This window comes from Epilithonimonas bovis DSM 19482 (assembly GCF_900108115.1).
GTDB lineage: Bacteria > Bacteroidota > Bacteroidia > Flavobacteriales > Weeksellaceae > Epilithonimonas > Epilithonimonas bovis.
In genome coordinates, this window is sequence record NZ_FTPU01000019.1 from 32320 (window position 1) to 53697 (window position 21378).

Genomic DNA, 21378 nt, shown 5'->3' on the forward strand with positions numbered 1-21378 from the left:
CCAATGAAAAAAATAATCCTTGTGCTTTTGGCTGTTACGGCTATCCTTTTCTCCTGCTCCAAGACCAAAGATAAAGACATTGATAATCCAAATAAGGGCGAAATCACAGTAGAAACAGATGAATCTTTCAAAAGTGTAATAGAGGCATTGGCAGAGCGCTATATGGCGCTTAATCCGTTAACAAAGATTAATGTTGTTATCAAGAAAGAAGATCTTGGTTTTCTGGATCTGCTTAATAAGAAAGCCCGTGTGGTGGTCATGTCCAGAGAATTATCAAATCAGGAAAAAGCCGCTTTTGACACCAAGGTGGAGCTACCATGGCAACCAGCCAAATTTGCTGCAGATGCCGTTTTGTTTGTCGTACCAAAAGATTCGCCGGTAGAATCTGTATCAATGGATGAGATCTATAAAGAATTGACATCCGACAGCAAGAATCTGATCTTTGACGGAACCAATTCCAGTAACCTTAATTTCGTTGCTCAGAAGTTTAATAAAAAGCCTGCTGACCTTAAGTTTTCTATTATTAACGGTAACGAGAATGTTGTGAGTCAGCTGAAGAATTACCCGGGCAAGATTGGTGTGATCAGTTACAATACTATTAGCCGGCCTTTTGGAGAAGAAGCTCAAAGATTAAGAACCGAACTTAAGATTTTGAAAGTCATCAAAAATGGCAAAGTTTATGAGCCATCGCTTGATAATCTTAAGACGATGAATTACCCCTTTACCAGAGTATTATACCTTCTTACCAATGAGACTTATTATGGATTGGGCAATGGTTTTATACGGTTTTCCTGTCAGCAGTTAGGACAAATTGTGGTAGAGAAAGAAGGGCTACAGCCATACAATATTTTTAAAAGAGAAGTACAAATGAGATAGGTAAATTTTAATGTTTTTTTAACGCAGAAAATTTTTTTATCTAAAATAATGGTCTGAATATTGTCAGTCATTCCATCGATTAATTTTGAAAGAAATAATGAAAATAGAGAAAATAATGAATTTATCAAAGAAAATAGCTATTACTGCTGCAGTAGGTTTTTTTGTAAACCTGTCTTTTGGACAGAGTGTTCAGGAGGGTGTGAATTATGTAGATAGTCAAAAATACGCTAAAGCAAAACAAAACTTTACAGATCTGATTAATCAGAATCCTAAAGACGCTAATAATTATTTTTATCTGGGTAATACTTACCTTACCCAATTTGAGCCCAATTTTGAACAGGCTCAGGACAATTTTAACAAAGGTCTGGCAGCCGACCCTAAAAGTTTCCTTAACAAAATCGGTTTGGCTACTGTAAAACTAGGCAAAGGTGACAAATCTGCCGTTGCAGAGATCCAACAGATTGTAAAAGATTCCAAAGAAAAAGATGCAGAAGTTCTTTACCGTGCAGGTGAGGCGCTTACCACATTTGAGAAAAACAGTTCACCGGATCTTGCCATTACTTTTTTGAATAAAGCCATAGAAAAAGCGCAAAAAGGTGGTGTTCCTGCCAATTATTATTACTCATTAGGTGATGCTTACAGATTAAAAAAAGATCCTGGTAATGCGATGTCAGCTTATGATAAAGCAGAATTGGTTGCTAAGAACAAAGCGTCTGTTTACACAAGAATGGGAACGCTTTGGATTGCCGCACAACAATGGCAACGTGCCAAGGAAAATATTGATAAAGCTATAGCTGTAGACCCTACTTATGCCCCTGCTTATAAAGCGTTGGCTGGTTTTAATATCAAGTATCAGAAAAATGCAGAGGCTACACAAAACCTTATCAATTATACCAAATACGCAGACGAAGACCCTTATACACAGTTAGAGATTGCTAAGCTTTATTTTACTAATGAAGATTACGCCAATGCAAAAACTACTTTAGATTCTGTTTTTGACAAGGTAGATGATCCAATCAAATACAGATTAAGAGCTTACATCCAATATGGTGATGGCGATTATGCAGGTGCTCAGCAGAACATAACTACATTTTTGTCCAAGGCTGATAAAAGCAGATTGCAGCCTTCAGACGAAGGGTTACAAGGATTGATCGCAGCCGGTCTTGCTAAGAATGAAAAAGATGCGGCTAAAAAGGCGCAACTGGAGTCTACAGCTCAGCAGAAAATTGCAATTGCCAAAGCTGCTAAAGATGAAACGCTTAACTGGGACGAGGAGCTGGCAAAAGTAAAAGGCGGTATTACAGCTTCTTCGATAGATCAGGGGGCTACATCTCCTGCAATTGAAGCGCTTAAGGCCAAAGTTGCTGCCAATGCTCAGGATACAGATGCATTATACAAGTTAGCTCAGGCTTATCAGGAAGTTAAAAACTGGAATGGCGCGATCCTGACTTGGGGTAAAATGGCCGCTTTATTACCAGACTGGGCACCGGCTTATTACAGCCAGGGATATGCGTACCAGCAGGCTGGAAACAATGATATGGCCAAAACATCTTATGAGAAGTTTATCTCTCTTGTAAAACCTGCAGAAGTGGAAGCTAACAAGCAAAGCTTAGGTTATGCGCATTTCTTTGTCGCATTTATGGAGAAAGATTCTAATCCGGAAAAAGCAAAACAAAATATTGCAAAATCTCTGGAATATGAGCCAACTTATCCTGATGCTGTCAATCTTCAGAAAGCCCTGAATAAGTAATAATAATCTTACCAATACAAGCTTCCCGATTACATCAATTGGGAAGCTTTGTTTTTAGTAAATTTGTAAAAAATATCAGAAGTATGACATGTGATATATTGGCAATCGGTGCCCATCCTGATGATGTGGAACTTGGTTGCGGCGGAACCATTGTTAAACTAATCTCTGAGGGGAAAAAAATAGGAATCATTGATCTCACAGAAGGCGAATTAGGTACCAGAGGAACCCGTGATACAAGAGCTGCTGAAGCCAAAAATGCTGCTGAGATTATGGGAATCAGCGTCCGTGAAAATCTAAAGCTTAAGGATGGTTTTCTTAACAATTCCGAAGAGTATCAACTGAAAATTGTGGAAAAGATAAGGAAGTACAGACCCGAAATAATCCTGGCCAACGCGATTGACGACCGGCACCCGGATCATGCCAAAGCCGCAAAACTGATCTCTGACGCATGTTTCCTGTCTGGACTTAGAAAAATCGAGACCTATGACGAAGGAGCACTTCAGGAAGTTTGGCGTCCCAAACATGTCTTCCATTATATCCAGTGGAAGCATATTGTACCGGATTTTGTCATCGATATCACCGGATTTTTAGATCAAAAAATAGAGGCTTGCATGGCGTACAAAACACAGTTTTATGATCCCAATTCTGATGAACCTGTCACACCTATTGCAACCAAGGATTTTTTGGAGAGCCTTACATACAGAGCACAGGATCTTGGCCGGCTGTCGGGTGTAACGTATGCAGAAGGCTTTACCACAGAAAAATTACTGGCATTTAAAAATTTTGACGGAATTATTTGTTAATAACAAAGAAAATATTATATATTTGCACACGCAAAAACGGTGATTGTAGCTCAGTTGGTTAGAGCGTCGGATTGTGGTTCCGAAGGTCGTGGGTTCGAGACCCATCATTCACCCAACAAAAATCGCTTCTCTTAAGAGAAGCGATTTTTTTATTTTGTATCACATGATTCATCTAATAAAAAAGCGCATTATCTAGATAATGCGCTTTGGTTTTTATATTAGACTTCATCATCAGACTCAATCGTATAAGATGATCTGGTCTTATAGTCTTTATCATGTCTTTCTGATATAACATCTTCCCCTTTCTGCTGAATGATAAAATCTGTAGATTCATTGAACAGTTCCTGGAAACTTTTAAAATCTTCTTTATAAAGATAAATTTTATGTTTTTCAAAAGTTGCTTCCCCGTTTTCACCGAAGTTCTTTTTACTTTCTGTAATCGTTAAATAATAATCACCCGCTTTTGTCTCCCGCACATCAAAGAAATATGTTCTTCTGCCTGCTTTCAACACCTTTGTGAAAATCTCATTCTCATGTCGTTCCTTAAATTCACTCATTGTTAAATATTTTTTAGAAATCTGTATTAACAAATATAACAGAATTATCGGAATTTCAAAATATTTTGTTAAAAAAAGATGCTAAATACCGGTTTTTCTTAAATTTTTGATAAAATGTGATAAGTGATTTAATAAAAATTAATTCAGGTGAAGTATATGATCTGCCCTTTTTGCGCTTGATTCTCTGTGAGTTATTATAATAGATGTGGTGGTTTTTATATCCTTATCTATATTTTGCAGGATATTTTCTTCTGTCTCTGTGTCCAGGGCAGAGAGGCAATCGTCGAAAATAAGGATGTTAGGTTTTTTTATCATTGCCCGTGCAATGCAAATCCTTTGTTTCTGGCCTCCGGAGAGCATTACACCGCGTTCTCCCACCATGGTGTTATATTTATTTTTAAACTCTTCTATATTCTTGTGGACATCCGCTTTTTTCGCCATTTCTACCACCAGATGATGTGATGGGTGATCTACAGCAAAGCCAATGTTGTTCTCTATGGTGTCAGAGAAAAGATAACTCTCCTGTGGCGTATAACCAATCTGGTCTCTGTACAATTGCAGATTATGGTCTTTCAGATTCTTTCCATCGATCAATATTTCACCTTCATCAGGATCAATAAGCCTGCAAATTAATTGGGCGATTGTAGATTTGCCGCTTCCTGTTTTCCCCATGATGGCTAATGATTTCCCGGCATCTACTTTGAAACTTAGATTTTCCAAAGCTTTGATGCCAGTATTTGGGTAAGTATAACTCAGATTGCGAAATTCGATTGTTCCGGTTATGGGGTAGGTTTCGCCGTTGGTATTAATAATCTCAGACTTCATGTCCAAAAATTCATTCACACGCTGCATACTGGCTTCTGCCCTCTGGTTGACTGATGTTACCCAACCCAGCATAGAAAACGGAAAAATAAGCATATTGATGTACATGAAAAAGTCTGCGATCGTCCCCACACTCATTTCCCCGGCAATATATTTTTGTCCGCCGATGTAGAGTATGGCAACATTCAGAAGGCCGATAACAAAAATAATAATGGTAAAAAAGTAAGCCTCGGTACGGGCAAGATCCAGGGCTTTGTCCTGATAATCCTTAACCTTGATACCATAATTTTTTTCGATGTACCGCTCTTTGCTGAAAAACTTAACCACGCGGATCCCGGAGAAGCTATCCTGTACAAAAGTTGAAATCGCAGACTGGCTCTTCTGCATTATTTTCGATTTTTTGTTGATAATATCGCTTACTTTATAAATACCATAAGAGAGTATAGGCAGAGGAATAAGTGTCCAAAGCGTCATCTGCAGGTCGGTCATAAACATATAGACGCTGGTGATGATCAACAGGATAATGAGATTGACCACATACATCACGCCTGGTCCCAGATACATCCGTATGGCAACAACATCCTCACTCAATCGGTTGAGAAGGTCGCCAATCGTCGTCTTTTTATAATCGGTTACAGATAACTCCTGATAATGCCGATAAATTTTGTTTTTTAACTCATATTCTATCCTTCGTGAAGCTACTATAATCGTCTGGCGCATCATAAAAGTAAAAAAACCGGAAAGGAGTGAGCAGACAATCAATATCCCCGAATTGATAAAAATAATCCGGAAATAAGTCCAGTTGTTCTTTATGTTATCAATAATATTAAGATCGGGCGACAGTTGCAGTGTAGAATAATTCTTCTCGATAATATTGATGGTTTGCCCAATATACTGGATCTTGTAGATCGCAAAAAAGTTGCTCAGGACAATGAATAAGAATCCCAAGAAAAGTAACGATCGGTGTTTCCAGAAATATGGGTTGAGTGTTTTTAGCGCTTTCATTTTTTAAGCTTTGATTTTCCAAAGCTGCTGCAAAATTAATAAATATAAATTTCAGAATAGGTTTTGAGATTTAATTTGAAAATTATTCATATTTAGATGGATTTTTACGTGCAAAATCGTGTTAAAATTGACATTAATGAGTAATTTTGTATCTGCAAAAATCTAAACAAGATATGACTCCTAAACCAAAATATGACGTCGCGTTAATTGGAGGTGGTATCATGAGTGCAACATTGGCAACAATGCTTCATGAATTTGACCCCAATCTGGAAATTGTAATTTTTGAAAGACTTGGCGAGGTTGCAAAAGAAAGCTCCTCTGCCTGGAACAATGCAGGAACAGGACATTCCGCTTTTTGTGAACTGAATTATACGCCGGAAAAAGATGGTAAAATCGATATAAAGAAGGCCGAGTATATTGCAGAACAGTTTGAGGTTTCCAAACAGTTTTGGTCTTATTTAATTAATAAAAACATTATACACAGCCCAAAAGAATTTATCAACTCCTGTCCTCACATGAGCTTTGTGTTTGGGGAAAAGGATGTAGAATTTCTTAAAAAAAGGCATCAGGCCCTGCAGCAATCTCCATTATTCCAGGGGATGGAATATAGTGACGACCACGGCAAACTCAACGAATGGATTCCTCTGATGATGCAGAAGAGAATGGCTACCGATAAATTAGCCGCTACCAAGATGGACATGGGTACCGACGTAGACTTTGGGATGTTGGCTACCAAACTGATACAACATCTGGATAGTACAGAATCGGTAGAAGTGTTTACTTATCACGAGGTGAAGGATATCAATGCAGATGGCCATGGTGGCTGGGAGATGAAGGTGAACGACAGAAAGAATCTCCATAAACAGACAATACATGCAGATTTTGTGTTTATTGGTGCGGGTGGCTATGCGTTGCCGTTGTTGGAAAGTTCCGGGATTGAGGAAAGCCGTGGTTATGGTGGTTTTCCGGTGAGCGGGCAGTGGCTGGTAACAACCAATCCCGAATTGGTAGAGAAACATCACGCCAAAGTTTATACACAGGCTACAGTAGGCGCGCCGCCAATGTCTGTTCCGCATCTGGATCTTCGGATTATTGACGGTAAAAAGGCTTTGCTTTTTGGCCCATTTGCAGGTTTTTCAACCAAATTTCTTAAGGAAGGCAGCTATCTTGATCTTCCGGAAAGTATCAATTTCAAAAATATCCGTTCATTATTTGGTGCTTGGTGGCACAATATGCCTCTTACAAGATACCTTATTCAGCAGGTTACCATGAGCAAATCTCAAAGAATGTCTCACCTGCGGGATTTTGTAACTGATGCTAAAGAAGATGATTGGGAACTGAAACATGCAGGACAGCGTGTGCAAATTATCAAACGTGACCGATTTGAAGGCGGCAGGCTGGAATTTGGGACCGAAGTAGTCGTTAACAAAGATGGAAATATTGCATCACTTCTTGGCGCATCGCCGGGCGCAAGTACTTCTGCATTTGCGATGATTATGGTTTTGGAAAAATGTTTTGGTGACAAACTGAAAACAGAATGGCACGAAAAACTTCTGGAAATGATCCCTAGTTATGGTAAAAAGCTGGCCGAACATCCGGAACTGATTAATACAATCCGGACCTATTCCAAAGAAAAGCTGGAGTTACAATACTAGATAATTGTGATAATGGAAGAAACCATTGTAAAACCTGTCATCGCTGATGAACTTCTGCTACAGTTGCAAGCTGAAATAGTGCAGGAGAAGCAGGTTATTTTACACTGTGGTTATAAGTCAGATGTCCATCTGGAAGAGAAAATTAGGATTTGGTCTTCTACCTATCTTGTAGACAGGCATTCCAACCATATTTCTAAATTGATCCACTGTGAAAATATCAGCCTTTATCCGGAATGGACAGATCTTCCTTTTGGAAAGCAGTATTGGTTTACCCTTGTTTTTTCTGGTTTGCCGTCGGATTGTACGGTTTTCGATTTTATCGAATATATTCCACAGTCCGGAGGATTTTTCCGGGAAGGCATCAGCAGAAATGCTTCTGATGTTTACAAAATTCAGATAGATTAGTAAAAAAGGTTCAGATATGTTTTCTGAACCTTTTTTGTTTTAGTTAGCAAGCTTTTGCATCTGCTGTCTAATCTTGTCCTGCAGTCCTTCTGATGCTGCAACCAAAGGAAGACGGAGATAATTCTTGATAATTCCTTTTTCTGCAAGTATGGTTTTTACGCCGCAAGGATTGCCTTCTGCAAAAATCAGGCGTGTGATTTCTACCATTACGTTATGAATTTTATAAGCTTCATCCACTTCGCGATTGAGAGCCAGTTTTACCATCGTAGAAAACTCTTTGGGATAGGCCTGCCCAATCACAGAGATGACACCATCCCCACCAGCCAGTGTTACCGGAAGTGTGTACTCATCATCACCGGACATCAGCGAGAAATGTTCTGGTTTTTGTCTCAGGATATCAAAATATTGCAGGATGTTTGGCGCTGCTTCTTTAATCATAAAAAGATTAGGGAATTCATTTGCCAGACGCAGCGTTGTAGAGGCTTCCACATTTTGGCCTGTTCTGCCAGGTACGTTATAAATGATAATCTTAGCTCCTGTCTCTGCCAAGGCTTTATAATGCTGGTAAAGACCTTCCTGATTTGGTTTGTTATAATAAGGCGATACGGATAATACAGCATCAAAATCTGACAGATCCGTTTCTTTGATCTGTTTCACCACCTCGGCAGTATTGTTCCCGCCAATGCCAAGAACCAATGGTAGCCTGTTGTTATTAATCTTAGTGATATGAGCGATGACCTTTTCTTTCTCTTCCTTAGAAAGTGTTGCAGCTTCTGCTGTGGTTCCCAATACGACAAGAAAGTTGGTGCCGTTATCTATATTATAATCAATTAATCTGGTAAGAGAATCGTAATCTACAGAAAGATCTTCGTTGAAAGGTGTTACCAGAGCTACACCCACGCCTTTTAACTGAGCCATTTTTATAAAAAATTAATTTCCCAAAGTTAAAGTTTTTCATTAGAATGTTAGGCATAGAGGATTGTTTTTTTGGCGAGTGAAGTAAGTTTTATGTAAATGAAATTTTTTAAATAATCATAAGAGATGCTACTGTTTACTTAGAGTATTGCCAGACTTTCTATATTTTTGTAAAAAACTAATTGATGAAGACAAAAAGCTATACTTTCCTGTGGATTATATTAATTCTCAATGTTATCATTTCGCCACTCTTTATTCCAAATGGTGGGTTAATAGGTGACATACAGCATTATGTAAGGCTTGCTTATTATTTGCCGGATGTTAAATGGAGCCTGTATCCTCTTGGTTATCCATTTTTTTTGAGAGCGTTTTATACCATTACCGGTGATTATTATTGGGCTGGCAGGCTTATTAATATCTTATGTTTTACGGCGATTGGCCTTTTTGCCTACCTGAAAAGTTTTCATTTTAAGGAAACTGTTATTTTGCTTTGTGCCAAGATTTTTATTTACTCGTATTTCAATATTCTTTCAGAGGGGATTTTCCTGTGCCTGATGTATTTTTTATTTTACATCTTGTATCAATATTTTTACGGGCAAAAGAGAAAACAACTGGTATTAGCGGGATCTCTTCTAATGATCTTGCTTTTCAGCATTCGGTATTCCGCTTTATATATCTATTTTGCTTTATGCATTTATTATGTATTTTATTATTTTTCTAAGTTAAAACAACAAAACGTCGCGTTTTTCAAAGCGTCATATTTTTGGTTTTTGTTTTTTTCAGGAGCCGGGATATTTCTATATGCCTTGTTTAATTACCTGAACTTTGGAGATGTAATGGGAGAAGGATTTAGAAACCCGTCTGATCTTAAGCTTTTTACAGAGGAGTTTTATATAGCTGTATTTGGTCTTTTTAATGCCTTCAACCCGGTACTGGCAATCAAATCAGTAAAATTAACACCGCGCGCTTTGGCTGTAGAACTGTTTTTATTGATTATTAATTTCATATCCATTGGGTATTTTGTAAAGATCAGTAAAAATTATTTTAGGAAAACAAGGGATTTTTACTTTTACGGACTGATAATTTTTATCGGTATTAGTTATCTGCTGTTGATTTTCCTTTCGTCTTTTTATCAGGGCATTGATAATATGGACATGCGGATACTTTGTGAAGGCTCTTTCTGTTTTTTCTATGTATTCATTTTCATTTATTATAAAGAGAAATATAATGAAAAAGTCATATTTTGTACGGCTGTATTTTCATTCGTTTTCAATACCATTTATGCCATAAAAATCCCCAAATTTTATCTTACTCAAAAATATGAGGTAGAAAAAAAACAAGGAGATATTGGAAATAAAAAATATTTTTTTGATGACATTGGCGATCATGAAGATAATGGTTATAAAATTCCTTTAACCAATAAAATAGTAAGGTATAATAACCCTTATGTGCAAAGCGGGTTTATCAACGCCTACATTATTATGACAAAATATCCCCAGATATATATTCTTCTGGATGAATCAACCGTAAATAATAAAGAACTTATTATCTATAATTCTCAGTTGCAGAATGCGGCAAACAATGAGCATAAACCTGATAAAAAATAGTTTTGATTGGTTAGGATGTTTTTTAATTTTCTGTAATCTCACAAACATTATCAGTTTAATTATTAGCTTTGTATCTCATTAATTTTAGATGAAAAATAGAATATCAGGCTTAGGCCTTATAGCTGTCCTTATGATGGGCTGTAAAGCCCCTCTTAATCTGGCCTCTGTACATACAGAAAAAAATATTTATATTACCGATAGTCTTACAGACGATGAGGCGATGGACGCAATCATCCAGCCTTACAAACATGAGCTTGAGGGTAAAATGAATACCAAAATATCCCATACAGATACAGAACTTAACAAGTCGGGAGATAACAGCAATCTCGGCAGTCTGTTAGCTGATTACACTTTTGAAGGAGCCGATGAATGGGCAAAAAAAAATAATCAGCCACCGGTAGATGCGGCCGTTATCAATATTGGCGGAATTAGGACGATTATCCCAAAAGGTGATATTCTCACCAAACAGATCTACGAAGTAATGCCCTTTGAAAATGAAATTGTAATCGTTAAATTGCATGGTAAAGATGTGGAAGGCCTTTTTGATTATTACCTGGCCACCCAAAAAAACAATCCGGTTTCCCATCTGATTATTGAGACCGATAATCAATCGATTTCTAAAAAGCTCATCAATGGGAAACCGGTAGATTATAATAAGGATTATTATATTGCAACCTCGGATTATCTGGCAATGGGTGGCGATAATATGGCTTTTTTCGGAAAAGGAAAACTAATTGCGACAGGTATCAAAATGCGGGATCTTTTTATAGAAAAATTTAAACAAAATCCCAACATTTCGGCGCCGGATGATATAAGATTGATTTTCAAAAACAAAAAAGTAGAGGAGTAACTTAGCAGATACCGTGGAACTTATGAATAGAAAAGAGTTTTTAAAATATATGGGTGGTGGAAGCCTAGCTCTGACATTAGCACCCAATCTTCTTTTAGCGGAAAATTCTGTTGATTTTACAGCCGGGTCATCCTATAAATTAACCATTCTTCATACCAATGACCAGCACAGCAGGATAGAACCTTTTGATGCGTCTTACACCAAAAATCCTAATCAGGGCGGGTTTGCGAGAAGAGCGTCATTAATAAAAAAAATACGTTCGCAGGAAAAGAATGTGCTACTGCTGGACTCCGGTGATATTTTCCAAGGGACACCCTATTTTAACTTTTTTGGAGGTGAGCTGGAGTTCAAATTGATGAGCATGATGCAGTATGATGCCTCAACAATGGGAAATCATGATTTTGATAATGGTCTGGAAGGTTTTCTCAAGATTTTGCCTAACGCTAAATTCCCTTTCATTTGCTCTAATTATGATTTTACAAATACAATCCTGGACGGTAAAACAGAGCCGTACAAAATATTTACAAAAGATGGGATCAAAGTAGGGATTTTTGCAGTAGGAATTGAGCTTGATGGCTTGGTTGGTAAAAAGAATTATGGAGAAACAGTGTATAACAATCCTATAGAAGTTGCGCAACATTTTGCGGATTTTCTTAGGAATGATAAAAAGTGTGACCTGGTAATTTGCCTGTCTCACATAGGGTTTGATTATCAGGATGAGCCCGAAAAAATATCCGACAAACATCTGGCGGCTAAGACGTCCGGGATAGATCTCATTCTTGGCGGTCATACCCACACTTTCTTGAAAGAACCTCTTATTTTTAAAAATAAAGAACACAAAAATGTGATTGTCAATCAGGTGGGTTGGGCCGGGATTCTTTTGGGGAGATTGGATTTCTTTTTTGATAAAAATAAAACCATAAAAAATATTTCGTGGAATAATCAGTTAATAGATGATAGCATAATTGTTTAGGATGAAGAAAATTTTATCAATATTGGCTGTTATGTCAGTCCTACTATATCAGGCACAGAACTCCGGGAAATGGAGTGATTTGTTCTCTTTTAACAATGTAAAATGCATAAGGGAAGACGCTGAAAGGCTTGTAGCAGCTACTGAGAACGGCGTTTTTTATTATAATGTAAACAGTGGCGAGATCAAAAAGCTGACAAAGGGCAATGGCCTTCATGATGTCAAAATTTCCGCCTTCGATTATAATGCATCCACACAAACTGGTATTGTAGGATATTATGATGGTTCTATGGATGTTATCACGCCTAATGGCGTTTTTTATATTGTGGATATCCCATTGGCTACAAGCTATAATGGCTCCAAAAAAATTAATCACATTGCAATTACCGGTGACCGCGCTATTATCTCAACCGGGTATGGTGTTTCTGTTTTTAACATTCCTAAAAAGGAGTTTGGAGATACTGCATTTTTTGTTACCGGATCTGGTTATCTTACTGCCAATGCTGCGGTTATCAAAGACAATACGGTGTATGTGGCGACAGATTCCGGAATCAAATACCATGAGATTAATCCTACATTCTCTGTGTTTTCCGCAACTTCATGGGGCAGTATTGGAACAGGCAGCTATAAGATAATTGATTATAAGGATTATATGGTAGCTGCAGGAACTAATCAGGTTTATTACGGTACGCCGGCATCTTTGCAGCAGATCCCTGGCAGTTTTGATGCTGTGAGAGATATTAAGATTGTTAACAATAATATTATTATTGCTGGCAATACGCAGGCCTATGTGTATTCTTCTAATGGTGCTCTGCAAAAGAAGATTGACGCGGGTGAACTCATTAATACCGCCTATCTATATGCTGACAGGCTATATACAGGGACTCAGTTATCTGGTATATACGATGAGCAGAAAAAGATTTATAAGCCTGATGGCCCTTACAATAATATCTCTTATAAAATTGCTGTACTCAACGGACAGGTATGGATATCACCAGGACAAAGAATTAAGTATAGTAATCCCAACACAAACAATCTCGGCTATTATCATTATAATGGAAGTAGTTGGATCTATCCTGAATATTTCAAAATCAACACAAATTTTAATGTTTTGGATGTAACGCCAAACCCGGCTGATCCATCGCAGGTTTTTTTCTGCAATTATGTTGGTGGAAATGAAAAAGGGATCTATAAAATGGTAAATGATGAATTATCTAAGGCGTATTTAATTAATACTGATGGCACTTACAATAGGCCAGCCGGTTGTGTTTTTGATAGTTCTAATAATTTGATTTGTTCCGTTGCTTTTGTAAATAATACTACTAATACAGGATACTATTATCTTGATAGAAGTGCCGACAATTTTGTATTAAAAAGCCTGAATGTAGCCGAAAGGGCACAGAAACCTGTAACCAAGGAAGGTATTTTATACATTCCTTTTCCATTAACCGGGATGGCAATTTATGATTATAATAATACAATATCTAATACCTCAGATGATAAATTTAAGTTTTTGACAACAAGTAATAATCTGCCATCCAACGTATGTTTTTCAGCAGCAGTGGACAAAAATGATGATATTTGGATTGGTACCAGACTGGGATTACGGATTCTCTCAAACCCCAAGTCTGCGATTTTGGAGAGCAGTCCTCAGACAGATAACATAGTGGTCACAGATAATGGTTTGGATGAGGAACTTTTTCGGGATTCCAGTATTTTACAGATCACAGTAGATTCTGGCAATCAGAAATGGGTGTCGGTTGATGGTGGAGGTGTATTCTATATCAGTTCCAATGGCGACAAGACCATCTATCATTTCACCAAAAATAATTCACCTTTACCCAACGATACCGTTACGGATATACAGATTGATGAGAAATCAGGGAAGGTTTATTTTGTAACATTAGACGGCGTGGTCTCTTTCCAGGGAGATGTAACTGATGTCACTTCTAATTTTGGAAATGTACTCGTTTATCCCAATCCTGTGATATATGCACAGTACAAGGGCAATGTCCGAATCCGCGGTCTGGCACAAAAAACTAATATCCGTATAACCGATGCTGCAGGAAATCTTGTGCATTCTGCAGTAGCCAACAGTGGCTATTATGAATGGAACCTTGCAAATCAGAGAGGTGTAAGAGTAGCCTCTGGTGTGTATTATGTATTGATGACAAACGAAGACGGTACAGATACTGCAACAGCTAAAATTGCAGTCGTTAATTAAGAATAATGACACAACAGGCTTTTTTACTGTCTTATATAAAATATGGAGATCACGATGCGGTTCTCCATTGCTTTTGTAAAGAGAGTGGCTACACCAGCTTTTTTGCCAAAGGGATTTATGCACCAAAAAATAAAAAAAAAGCATTTCTTTTCCCGCTTAGTGAGATCCAGATGCAGGTTTCGGATAGAAAAAAATCTATACAAAATGTGTTGAAGATTGAACAAACAGGCAAAACAGGATTTACTTCAGATATCAGAAAAAATACCATTCTTTTTTTTGCAGCAGATCTCTTGAATCAAATATTAAGGAATGAAAATCAAAATCAGGAGATTTATCAGGAGATTACCATATTTCTTGACCATCTGAAGGTGGACAATTTCCATTCTCATCTGGTTCTCACATTTTTGCTGATAAAGAGGCTTGGTCTGCAGCCTCTTTTTTCTGATAATCAATTCTTGAATCCGGAAACCGGTACATTTGAAGCCTTAGAATCACATCGTGACTTTGGGAGGGAGGTTTCTGCGGTGTGGAAATTTCTTTTGCTTTCACCCGACGCCTATGGCATACAGATGGATCGCAGCATGAGGCAGGATTTTCTTAATTCGGTTATGATTTATTTACATTATCACCTTTCAGATTTTAGAGAACCCAAATCCCTGGAAGTTATCAAAGAAATTTTTTAAAATGATTAGAAAAGCCTTAGAAAAAGACATTGCAACAATTCAGGATCTTGCAAAAAAATCCTGGTATGCTACTTACTCTAATATTTTGGATCAGCGGCAGATCAGCTATATGTTGGGACTGATGTACGCAAAGGATGTACTCGAACAACATTTCCGGAATCCTAATTTTTATTACTATCTGATAGAATCAGACGGGGAATCATTAGGATTTATGGGATATGAAAAGCATTATGAGACTGATGTTACAAAGCTTCATCGGCTTTATTTTCTGGAAGAAGCCCGAGGAAAAGGGCTGGGAACATCAGCTATTGATTTCCTAAAACAGGAAACAATCAAAAATGGTGACAGCCGGATCATCCTCACAGTTAATAAGAATAACAGGGCTAAAAAATTTTATGAATCGCAGGGCTTCAGTAGTTATGATGAGGCGGTTTTTGATATTGGCAGTGGTTATGTGATGGATGATTATCTCATGGAGTACTTTTTGTAATTTTAAATTTTATTTTTTGACAAAAAATAAAATTTAAACAACTGATTAACAGTTTACTTGCCTTTTTTCTTCGCAAAAATTGATATTAGTTTGGTTGATATATACAATTATTGTATTTTTACGCGGCGTTTGAGACAATCACTCAAAAGCAATAAATTTTTTTTCATCATTTGTGTTTTTAGAATCGTACTTTTTGTGCGATTCTTTTTTTTTATAACTCGTATAACAGTACCAGATGGATAAAGTAAGAATAAGTGACACTGCCGGCCTGTTGGTTAGATTTCAGAAAAAGATCATTGGTTATACCAAAAAAGTCACTGACAATTCCCTCATTACTGATAAAGAATTTTTGCTCATACAACCTGTCCAGTTTCATTTTTGGTGAATATTGCTCCAGGATATTTTTTACAAAGGCGGGATTTTTAACAGCAAGAGCTTTCAAAAGGCTTTTCAGGACATAGAGTTGCACGCTGTACTGCAGTTCTTTGTTTGCTGAGTTTCTGGCACACAGATAGGCTATAAAACTGGCTTCCTGCTCACGGGCATATCCCAACTGGTGAGACATCTCATGTGCCAGGGTAAAAGGTAATTGCGAAGCTGGGATATTGGGGTTATACTGCGCTTCTGCCGTAAAAGGGTTATAATAACCATAGATACCTGTTTTATTCATCAACGAATCAAAAAGACTTGGCTTAACAGATATATTGCTTACGGCAATTTTTTTATTGATGAACTGCGGGAGATTTTTTTGCTGTGCAATAATTTCCGTTTCCAGCTGGCGCACATTATCAATCTTAATCTTATGATGATCATCCTCACTAAGTTTTTCTCTGGTAGCCTTGCATAAATAAAGATATTTGACAGCCAGTTTCTGAATGGCTTCTTCTGATATCTTTTTATTTCCGAGTTTTTCTATCACAGGTTGCTGAAAGTATAGCATCCCCCAAAAACATTGATAAACAAAGTAGGTAATATTGGCAGTTATCAAAATATACTTTAGGAAAACGGCCTTTTTTGTTATAATCAGCCTGAGCAGCAAATAAAAGAAAAGCAATGTAGCTGCAATATAGATTACATCTCCGACTGACCAGCTTATTGCTGAAAACAAACTGATGTGGAGCTTTTTTTTCCATTCAAACAAATTAGAAAAAAGGTGGATGGCAAAACCAAATCTGGACAAGATGTAAAACAACAAAAATTGGACAACCAAGATGATTGCCCAATATTTAATTTTAAAAAATTTAGAATTTCTAATGTCCACTTCCTGATAATTTTTCTTTGTCCAGGCTAATGCCCTGCGCCTTGAGGATTTGGGTGACTCTTACGGCATAGAATGCAAGGTAAGCAAAACAGACAACACCTACAATATAACTGCTATGGATGGATGTAAGATCTGCAATATAACCTTGCAGCCAGCTGATAATACCACCACCCATAATCATCATAATCAGCATGCTGCTACCCTCATTGGTGTGTTTTCCAAGCCCATTGACAGCCAGGGCAAAGATACATGGCCAAAGTGTACTGCAAAACAAACCTACGCTGGTAAAGGCATAGACGGATAACATGCCATCTGTAGTCATCCCAAGGACAAGTGCCAGGATACCGGCAAGAGAGAAAATCAACAGCATTCTTGCCGGATTACCTTTGCTTAGGACATCTGCGGTAATCATAACCAGAATGACGAATGGATAGATGTAGAATGGTTTAAGATCATGCTGTGCAATAGCATTAACAAGCAGGAATACACCAAATGCCAAATAAGGCGCCAAAAACCTCAGTATTTTTTTGAACCCGCCGGAAATATCAAATGCTTCTACAGCACCTGTCCATCGGCCAATCATAAGACTCGCCCAATAGAGAGATACATAAGGTGCGACATCTTTGGTAGAAAACCCCAAAGACTTTTCCATATAAGCCGGTAGATTGCTGGCTGTAGACACTTCCACACCTACATAAACAAAAATAGCAAACATCCCAAGTACGAGCTGGGGATATTTGAGCGCTGATGTGCGATGCTCACCAGGTGTGGCATCTTCGGTATTTTCGGTGCTTACTTCAGTCCTTTGTGGTAAAGATGAAAATTTTAACAGCAATGCTACCAGAGCAAATGCACCGCCTAAAATAAGATAAGGGATTTTTACGCTTTCTATACTTGCCGTTGTGTTAGCGGTCGAGGCTGAACCAAAAATGGCAAAAGATACAATTAGCGGCCCGATGGTTGTGCCAAAATTGTTGATTCCGCCCGCCATCGTCAGCCTTTGAGCACCGGTTTCGGAAGGTCCTACTTCTATAGCTAATGGGTTGGCAACAATCTGTTGCAAAGAAAATCCAAGCCCAACTATAAACAATCCGGAAATCATCAATATAAAAGATCCGGTATTGGCTGCGGGATAAAACAGAAGTGTTCCGAATGCGGATATCAAAAGTCCTACTATCAGCCCGTTTTTATATCCAATTTTGTTGATAAGGTCTCTCTTCATGCTTTTGGAGATAAACATGTAAATAAGAGAACCTACCGTATACGCCACATAAAAAGCGACAGAAACCAATTGGCTTTGGCTTTGAGTCAGATGGAAAGCTTCTTTGAAAACCGGGATCAATATATCGTTGCTGGCTGCAACAAAACCCCAGAAGAAAAAAACTGTAGCAAGCGGAACAAACTGTCCCCAATTGGTTTTTTGTGTTGTCATGTATTAATGGATGTTAATTTTGAGTTAATAATTATGAAACAAAAATACTTAAAAGTTCTATTAAGTTCCTGAAAAGAATTAATAATATATTTTGATACTATAATAGTTTGATTGGAAGGCTTTTATATTTTCTCTGTTTTCTTTCATCTACTTGTATCGTTGATTATTTAGTAGACTCGGTGAGGGATTGTTCAATCTCCAGATAAGCTTGTTCTTTGAGCTCTTTGATTTTGGCATCAGGCTGTAAAATCTTATTGAAGAAAACCTTTACTACACCGGGATAGCCTTTAGAATTGTCAAACGGGAACATCTCCTTCAACCCTTTGAAGGTGAAAACAGCAATTGGAAACTGATGTTTGCTGGCCAGGATAAAGGCACCGTCTTTGAATTGATCCAGGATAATACTGGTATCATCTGGCACGCCGCCTTCGGGGAAAATCACAATACTTTGTCCTTCTTTCATCCTCTCGGCGCATCTTCTGTAGACATCTGCCCGGCTTCTGGCACTTTTCCGGTCCACCATGACGCAGACGCGTTTATACACAGTCCCGAAGATTGGGATTTTTACGAGTTCTTTCTTTCCAACATAGCATAGCGGATGGTGGGGGAACAGGATGCATGGCAACATGATATCCATAATAGATGTATGGTTGGCAATAATCACATAAGGTTGTGTTCTGTCAATCTTCTGTTGGGTTTTGCTGATAAGCTTGTAGCGGAAGCCCATGCCGTAGAACATCCCTATCGCCCAAAGGCGGACAAAAAAGTAGCAGTAGCGGTAATCCTGCTTGCGGATAGAAAGGATGTAAACAGGTAGAAAAAATATTAATGTAAGAACAGTTCCCAATATCACCATCCAAAACCGCCATGCATACACCAATACTTTTTTCATTAATCTTTGTTTTGAAGTTTTAATCAGTCCAAAAATAATGATTTATCCGTTAAAAATAACTTTTTTCTTAATCGAATAGTTAAGCATAGATACCAGTAAAATGGCCGTTATCTTACTCATCATCTCCTGAGACAATACATAAAAACCAAGGTCTATCGTATCCTTGAAAACAAACCGGAACAATAACTGGAACAATAGCAAACTGATAAAAGTAGAAACTACGGATACCGAAATAAAGTAAACAAATTCTTTTCTCTTAGAATGTTTGCCGCGCTCAAAAACAAACCATATGCTCAAAAAATAATTGCTGATAATCCCACAACATGTAGATAGAATATTACTGAAGGGATATCTGATACCATATAGATTATATTCCCAACTAAAAAGTTTGGGCAGGTAGACACTCAACAGTTTAAAACTTCCTATCTCTACAATAGCACTCAACCCTCCGGCAATGACGAAGAAAATAACCTGTTTTTGTTGTATCAGCAACTGTCTCATTATTTTGCAAATGTATAGTAATTGTTAAATGTTTTAAAATAATAGTTAAATAATTTTTTTGTATCAGAAAATATTTTAATTTTATTTAATGATAACAAAGAGGTGTTCTGATTAAATTATTGATGTTTTATGAGGTTGTTTTTTATGAATGCATTAAAAACTGATCTCTTAGCAAGCCGGATTTTGCTTGTATTAATAGATTCAGACACTGTTATTTTCCTCGTCACACACCAATTTCAAAATATTAATGAATAAATGAAAAACTCTAACAGACCTTACAGAAAATTTCTGCCTCAGCAAAAAAAGATTGAGGAGTTAGAAAAGAGCAGTTCACGGTTCCGAAGAATCTACTCAGAGTATGAGCTGATGTCAGATGAATTATGGAATCTCGAGAGCAGCGACAATACAGAAAGCATACCTGATGATTTTATCAATGCCATCAAGTTACAGACGACTTATCTGGAGGATGAGATACAGGACTGGCTGATAGACGATCACGAGTAACACTAGTTTAAAACCACCCTGTCTAAGTACCCGGAAAAAATGCTACTTTAGCGTTTTTAAAAAATTAAACTATGATTGCGATTGTTGACGGCGGATCTACAAAATGCGACTGGGTTATCCTGGATAACAGCGGAGAAGAAATCCTAAAAACAGAAACTGTAGGTTTTAATCCCAACATTATAAAAGCCGAGCTTATCCCATTGGAGCTTCTTAAAAATGAAGCTTTGTCAGAACTAAGCCACCAGTTGGAGAATATCTTTTTTTACGGTTCTGGATGTGGTACGCCGGAAAACCGGCTCGTTGTAGAGCGTGAGATACAAAAAGTTTTCGCTAATGCTCAGATTGTTGTAAAAGAAGACCTTTTGGCTGCTGCCTATGCGGCCTACCGCGGAGTGCCTTCCATTGTCTGCATCTTGGGAACAGGGTCCAATGCCTGCTATTTTGATGGCGAAAGCGTGAAGACCGAACTTCCGTCACTGGGTTTTTTGATCGGTGACGAGGGTAGCGGCAGTGCGTTGGGTAAACAGCTGGTGCGGCATTATTTTATGAAGAAGCTTCCGCCGGATCTTCATCAGCAATTTACTGAGATTTATCAGTTGCATATCGATGAACTGCTCAAAAACATGTACCACAACCCGCGTGCAAATGCCTACATGGCAGACTTCACCAAGTTTATAGTGGACAGGAAAACGCATCCCTATTTTCAGAATTTTGTTTATAAAGAACTCAGCAATTTCCTTGAGTATCAGGTGATGCCCTACGAAGAGTGCCGCTCCTGCGAAATTAATTTTATAGGATCCATTGCCTATTTTTTTGAAGATGCTTTGCGGGCCGCAGCTTCAGATTTTCATTTTAATATAGGAACCGTGGTACAGAAGCCCATAGAGAGCCTTGTTAATTATCATCGCCAATATATCATCCCAAAACTTTAACTTTGCAGAATTGTTTGGGCGTATCCCTTTGTCTTTGCCTGATTGTCCTTAGGTTATAATAGGATATTTTCAGCAGGCAAACACAAGCGGGTCGGTCTGCGGGCAGTCGCTTTTTTTGTTTTTTCTTAGAGGTTCTCAAGAGTAAATTACCATTTGGGGCTTCGCAAAAAGGAGAAACAAAAAAGAGCTCCAACAGTGCCCTCCGCCCTTACGCAATTTTAAGTAAAAACCCGTGAGTTGTAAC

Annotated in this window: 20 protein-coding genes and 1 tRNA gene; 14 read left to right on the top strand and 7 right to left on the bottom strand. The window is 37.9% G+C overall.

The genetic code is table 11. From position 1 onward, the window contains the following. Positions 1-3 precede the first annotated feature (3 nt). The 4 genes from B0B05_RS09480 (at position 4) to B0B05_RS09495 (ending at position 3543) form a co-directional block, all read left to right on the top strand. Complete coding sequence (locus B0B05_RS09480; protein WP_076783414.1) at positions 4-876, top strand: PstS family phosphate ABC transporter substrate-binding protein; 873 nt, start codon at positions 4-6, stop codon at positions 874-876. Positions 877-991: 115 nt separating this feature from the next. Then, the gene (locus B0B05_RS09485) at positions 992-2626 is read left to right on the top strand and encodes a tetratricopeptide repeat protein (RefSeq protein WP_245799285.1); all 1635 of its coding nucleotides are present in this window, start codon (positions 992-994) and stop codon (positions 2624-2626) included. An 83-nt stretch (positions 2627-2709) separates the two neighbouring features. Then, positions 2710-3429 carry a bacillithiol biosynthesis deacetylase BshB1 gene (gene bshB1 / locus B0B05_RS09490; protein WP_076783416.1) on the top strand — a complete coding sequence of 240 codons (720 nt, stop codon included), beginning with the start codon at positions 2710-2712 and terminating at the stop codon, positions 3427-3429. A 38-nt stretch (positions 3430-3467) separates the two neighbouring features. Then, positions 3468-3543: transfer RNA gene (locus B0B05_RS09495), tRNA-His, on the top strand. Between the two features lie 104 nt (positions 3544-3647). Here the strand turns inward: B0B05_RS09495 and B0B05_RS09500 are convergent. Together B0B05_RS09500 and B0B05_RS09505 are read right to left on the bottom strand one after the other, a co-directional pair. Then, complete coding sequence (locus B0B05_RS09500) at positions 3648-3986, bottom strand: DUF3276 family protein (RefSeq protein ID WP_076783417.1); 339 nt, start codon at positions 3984-3986, stop codon at positions 3648-3650. Between the two features lie 138 nt (positions 3987-4124). Next, complete coding sequence (locus B0B05_RS09505) at positions 4125-5813, bottom strand: ABC transporter ATP-binding protein (protein ID WP_076783418.1); 1689 nt, start codon at positions 5811-5813, stop codon at positions 4125-4127. 152 nt (positions 5814-5965) lie between these two features. Here B0B05_RS09505 and mqo point away from each other — a divergent pair, with 152 nt between their 5' ends. Both mqo and B0B05_RS09515 read left to right on the top strand, forming a co-directional pair. Next, a complete protein-coding gene (gene mqo / locus B0B05_RS09510) occupies positions 5966-7468 on the top strand; it encodes a malate dehydrogenase (quinone) (RefSeq protein WP_076783439.1) in 1503 nt (500 codons plus the stop codon). Between the two features lie 12 nt (positions 7469-7480). Next, on the top strand, positions 7481-7873 hold the full coding sequence (locus tag B0B05_RS09515) for a hypothetical protein (RefSeq protein WP_076783419.1): 393 nt from the start codon (positions 7481-7483) through the stop codon (positions 7871-7873). 39 nt (positions 7874-7912) lie between these two features. On the opposite strand, the gene dapA is transcribed toward B0B05_RS09515, so the two are convergent. Then, positions 7913-8791 (bottom strand): 4-hydroxy-tetrahydrodipicolinate synthase, encoded by an 879-nt coding sequence (gene dapA / locus B0B05_RS09520; protein ID WP_076783420.1) that lies wholly within the window; start codon positions 8789-8791, stop codon positions 7913-7915. A gap of 182 nt (positions 8792-8973) precedes the next feature. On the opposite strand from dapA, the gene B0B05_RS09525 reads away from it, so the two are divergent. The 6 genes from B0B05_RS09525 to B0B05_RS09550 all read left to right on the top strand — a co-directional run bounded on the left by B0B05_RS09525 (position 8974) and on the right by B0B05_RS09550 (position 15612). After that, a complete protein-coding gene (locus B0B05_RS09525; RefSeq protein ID WP_076783421.1) occupies positions 8974-10395 on the top strand; it encodes a hypothetical protein in 1422 nt (473 codons plus the stop codon). Between the two features lie 88 nt (positions 10396-10483). After that, positions 10484-11245, top strand: a complete 762-nt coding sequence (locus tag B0B05_RS09530) for a 5'-nucleotidase C-terminal domain-containing protein (protein ID WP_076783422.1) — start codon at positions 10484-10486, stop codon at positions 11243-11245. Positions 11246-11267: 22 nt separating this feature from the next. Beyond that, positions 11268-12218, top strand: a complete 951-nt coding sequence (locus tag B0B05_RS09535; protein WP_076783423.1) for a bifunctional metallophosphatase/5'-nucleotidase — start codon at positions 11268-11270, stop codon at positions 12216-12218. Between the two features lies 1 nt (position 12219). Next, complete coding sequence (gene porZ / locus B0B05_RS09540) at positions 12220-14439, top strand: type IX secretion system anionic LPS delivery protein PorZ (protein WP_076783424.1); 2220 nt, start codon at positions 12220-12222, stop codon at positions 14437-14439. A gap of 5 nt (positions 14440-14444) precedes the next feature. After that, a complete protein-coding gene (gene recO / locus B0B05_RS09545; protein WP_084173923.1) occupies positions 14445-15122 on the top strand; it encodes a DNA repair protein RecO in 678 nt (225 codons plus the stop codon). 1 nt (position 15123) lies between these two features. After that, the gene (locus B0B05_RS09550; protein WP_076783426.1) at positions 15124-15612 is read left to right on the top strand and encodes a GNAT family N-acetyltransferase; all 489 of its coding nucleotides are present in this window, start codon (positions 15124-15126) and stop codon (positions 15610-15612) included. Positions 15613-15823: 211 nt separating this feature from the next. On the opposite strand, the gene B0B05_RS09555 is transcribed toward B0B05_RS09550, so the two are convergent. From B0B05_RS09555 to B0B05_RS09570, 4 genes are all read right to left on the bottom strand, one after another. Next, on the bottom strand, positions 15824-16873 hold the full coding sequence (locus B0B05_RS09555; protein ID WP_076783427.1) for a DUF3810 domain-containing protein: 1050 nt from the start codon (positions 16871-16873) through the stop codon (positions 15824-15826). Then, a complete protein-coding gene (locus B0B05_RS09560) occupies positions 16863-18305 on the bottom strand; it encodes an MFS transporter (protein ID WP_076783428.1) in 1443 nt (480 codons plus the stop codon). Before B0B05_RS09560 ends, B0B05_RS09555 begins: the two co-directional genes overlap by 11 nt. A 163-nt stretch (positions 18306-18468) precedes the next feature. Beyond that, positions 18469-19197: a lysophospholipid acyltransferase family protein gene (locus tag B0B05_RS09565; protein ID WP_143745990.1), complete on the bottom strand. Its 729-nt coding sequence runs from the start codon at positions 19195-19197 to the stop codon at positions 18469-18471. 42 nt (positions 19198-19239) lie between these two features. Next, positions 19240-19698 carry a GtrA family protein gene (locus B0B05_RS09570; protein WP_076783429.1) on the bottom strand — a complete coding sequence of 153 codons (459 nt, stop codon included), beginning with the start codon at positions 19696-19698 and terminating at the stop codon, positions 19240-19242. Between the two features lie 255 nt (positions 19699-19953). Between B0B05_RS09570 and B0B05_RS09575 the strand changes: the two genes are divergently transcribed. Together B0B05_RS09575 and B0B05_RS09580 are read left to right on the top strand one after the other, a co-directional pair. Beyond that, positions 19954-20202 (top strand): hypothetical protein, encoded by a 249-nt coding sequence (locus tag B0B05_RS09575; RefSeq protein ID WP_076783430.1) that lies wholly within the window; start codon positions 19954-19956, stop codon positions 20200-20202. A 71-nt stretch (positions 20203-20273) separates the two neighbouring features. After that, entirely contained in the window at positions 20274-21134 is an 861-nt protein-coding gene (locus tag B0B05_RS09580; protein WP_076783431.1) for a BadF/BadG/BcrA/BcrD ATPase family protein, read from the top strand. The last annotated feature ends 244 nt before the right edge of the window (positions 21135-21378 follow it).

What these genes read in the sequence shown, in the direction of transcription:
- B0B05_RS09515 (WP_076783419.1), top strand. Translation starts at nt 7,481, where the DNA reads ATGGAAGAAACCATTGTAAAACCTGTCATCGCTGATGAACTTCTGCTA.
- B0B05_RS09525 (WP_076783421.1), top strand. Translation starts at nt 8,974, where the DNA reads ATGAAGACAAAAAGCTATACTTTCCTGTGGATTATATTAATTCTCAAT.
- B0B05_RS09505 (WP_076783418.1), bottom strand. Translation starts at nt 5,813, where the DNA reads ATGAAAGCGCTAAAAACACTCAACCCATATTTCTGGAAACACCGATCG.
- B0B05_RS09535 (WP_076783423.1), top strand. Translation starts at nt 11,268, where the DNA reads ATGAATAGAAAAGAGTTTTTAAAATATATGGGTGGTGGAAGCCTAGCT.
- B0B05_RS09560 (WP_076783428.1), bottom strand. Translation starts at nt 18,305, where the DNA reads ATGACAACACAAAAAACCAATTGGGGACAGTTTGTTCCGCTTGCTACA.
- B0B05_RS09500 (WP_076783417.1), bottom strand. Translation starts at nt 3,986, where the DNA reads ATGAGTGAATTTAAGGAACGACATGAGAATGAGATTTTCACAAAGGTG.
- B0B05_RS09485 (WP_245799285.1), top strand. Translation starts at nt 992, where the DNA reads ATGAATTTATCAAAGAAAATAGCTATTACTGCTGCAGTAGGTTTTTTT.
- porZ (WP_076783424.1), top strand. Translation starts at nt 12,220, where the DNA reads ATGAAGAAAATTTTATCAATATTGGCTGTTATGTCAGTCCTACTATAT.
- B0B05_RS09580 (WP_076783431.1), top strand. Translation starts at nt 20,274, where the DNA reads ATGATTGCGATTGTTGACGGCGGATCTACAAAATGCGACTGGGTTATC.
- B0B05_RS09575 (WP_076783430.1), top strand. Translation starts at nt 19,954, where the DNA reads ATGAAAAACTCTAACAGACCTTACAGAAAATTTCTGCCTCAGCAAAAA.
- bshB1 (WP_076783416.1), top strand. Translation starts at nt 2,710, where the DNA reads ATGACATGTGATATATTGGCAATCGGTGCCCATCCTGATGATGTGGAA.
- dapA (WP_076783420.1), bottom strand. Translation starts at nt 8,791, where the DNA reads ATGGCTCAGTTAAAAGGCGTGGGTGTAGCTCTGGTAACACCTTTCAAC.
- B0B05_RS09480 (WP_076783414.1), top strand. Translation starts at nt 4, where the DNA reads ATGAAAAAAATAATCCTTGTGCTTTTGGCTGTTACGGCTATCCTTTTC.
- B0B05_RS09570 (WP_076783429.1), bottom strand. Translation starts at nt 19,698, where the DNA reads ATGAGACAGTTGCTGATACAACAAAAACAGGTTATTTTCTTCGTCATT.
- B0B05_RS09530 (WP_076783422.1), top strand. Translation starts at nt 10,484, where the DNA reads ATGAAAAATAGAATATCAGGCTTAGGCCTTATAGCTGTCCTTATGATG.
- recO (WP_084173923.1), top strand. Translation starts at nt 14,445, where the DNA reads ATGACACAACAGGCTTTTTTACTGTCTTATATAAAATATGGAGATCAC.
- B0B05_RS09550 (WP_076783426.1), top strand. Translation starts at nt 15,124, where the DNA reads ATGATTAGAAAAGCCTTAGAAAAAGACATTGCAACAATTCAGGATCTT.
- B0B05_RS09565 (WP_143745990.1), bottom strand. Translation starts at nt 19,197, where the DNA reads ATGAAAAAAGTATTGGTGTATGCATGGCGGTTTTGGATGGTGATATTG.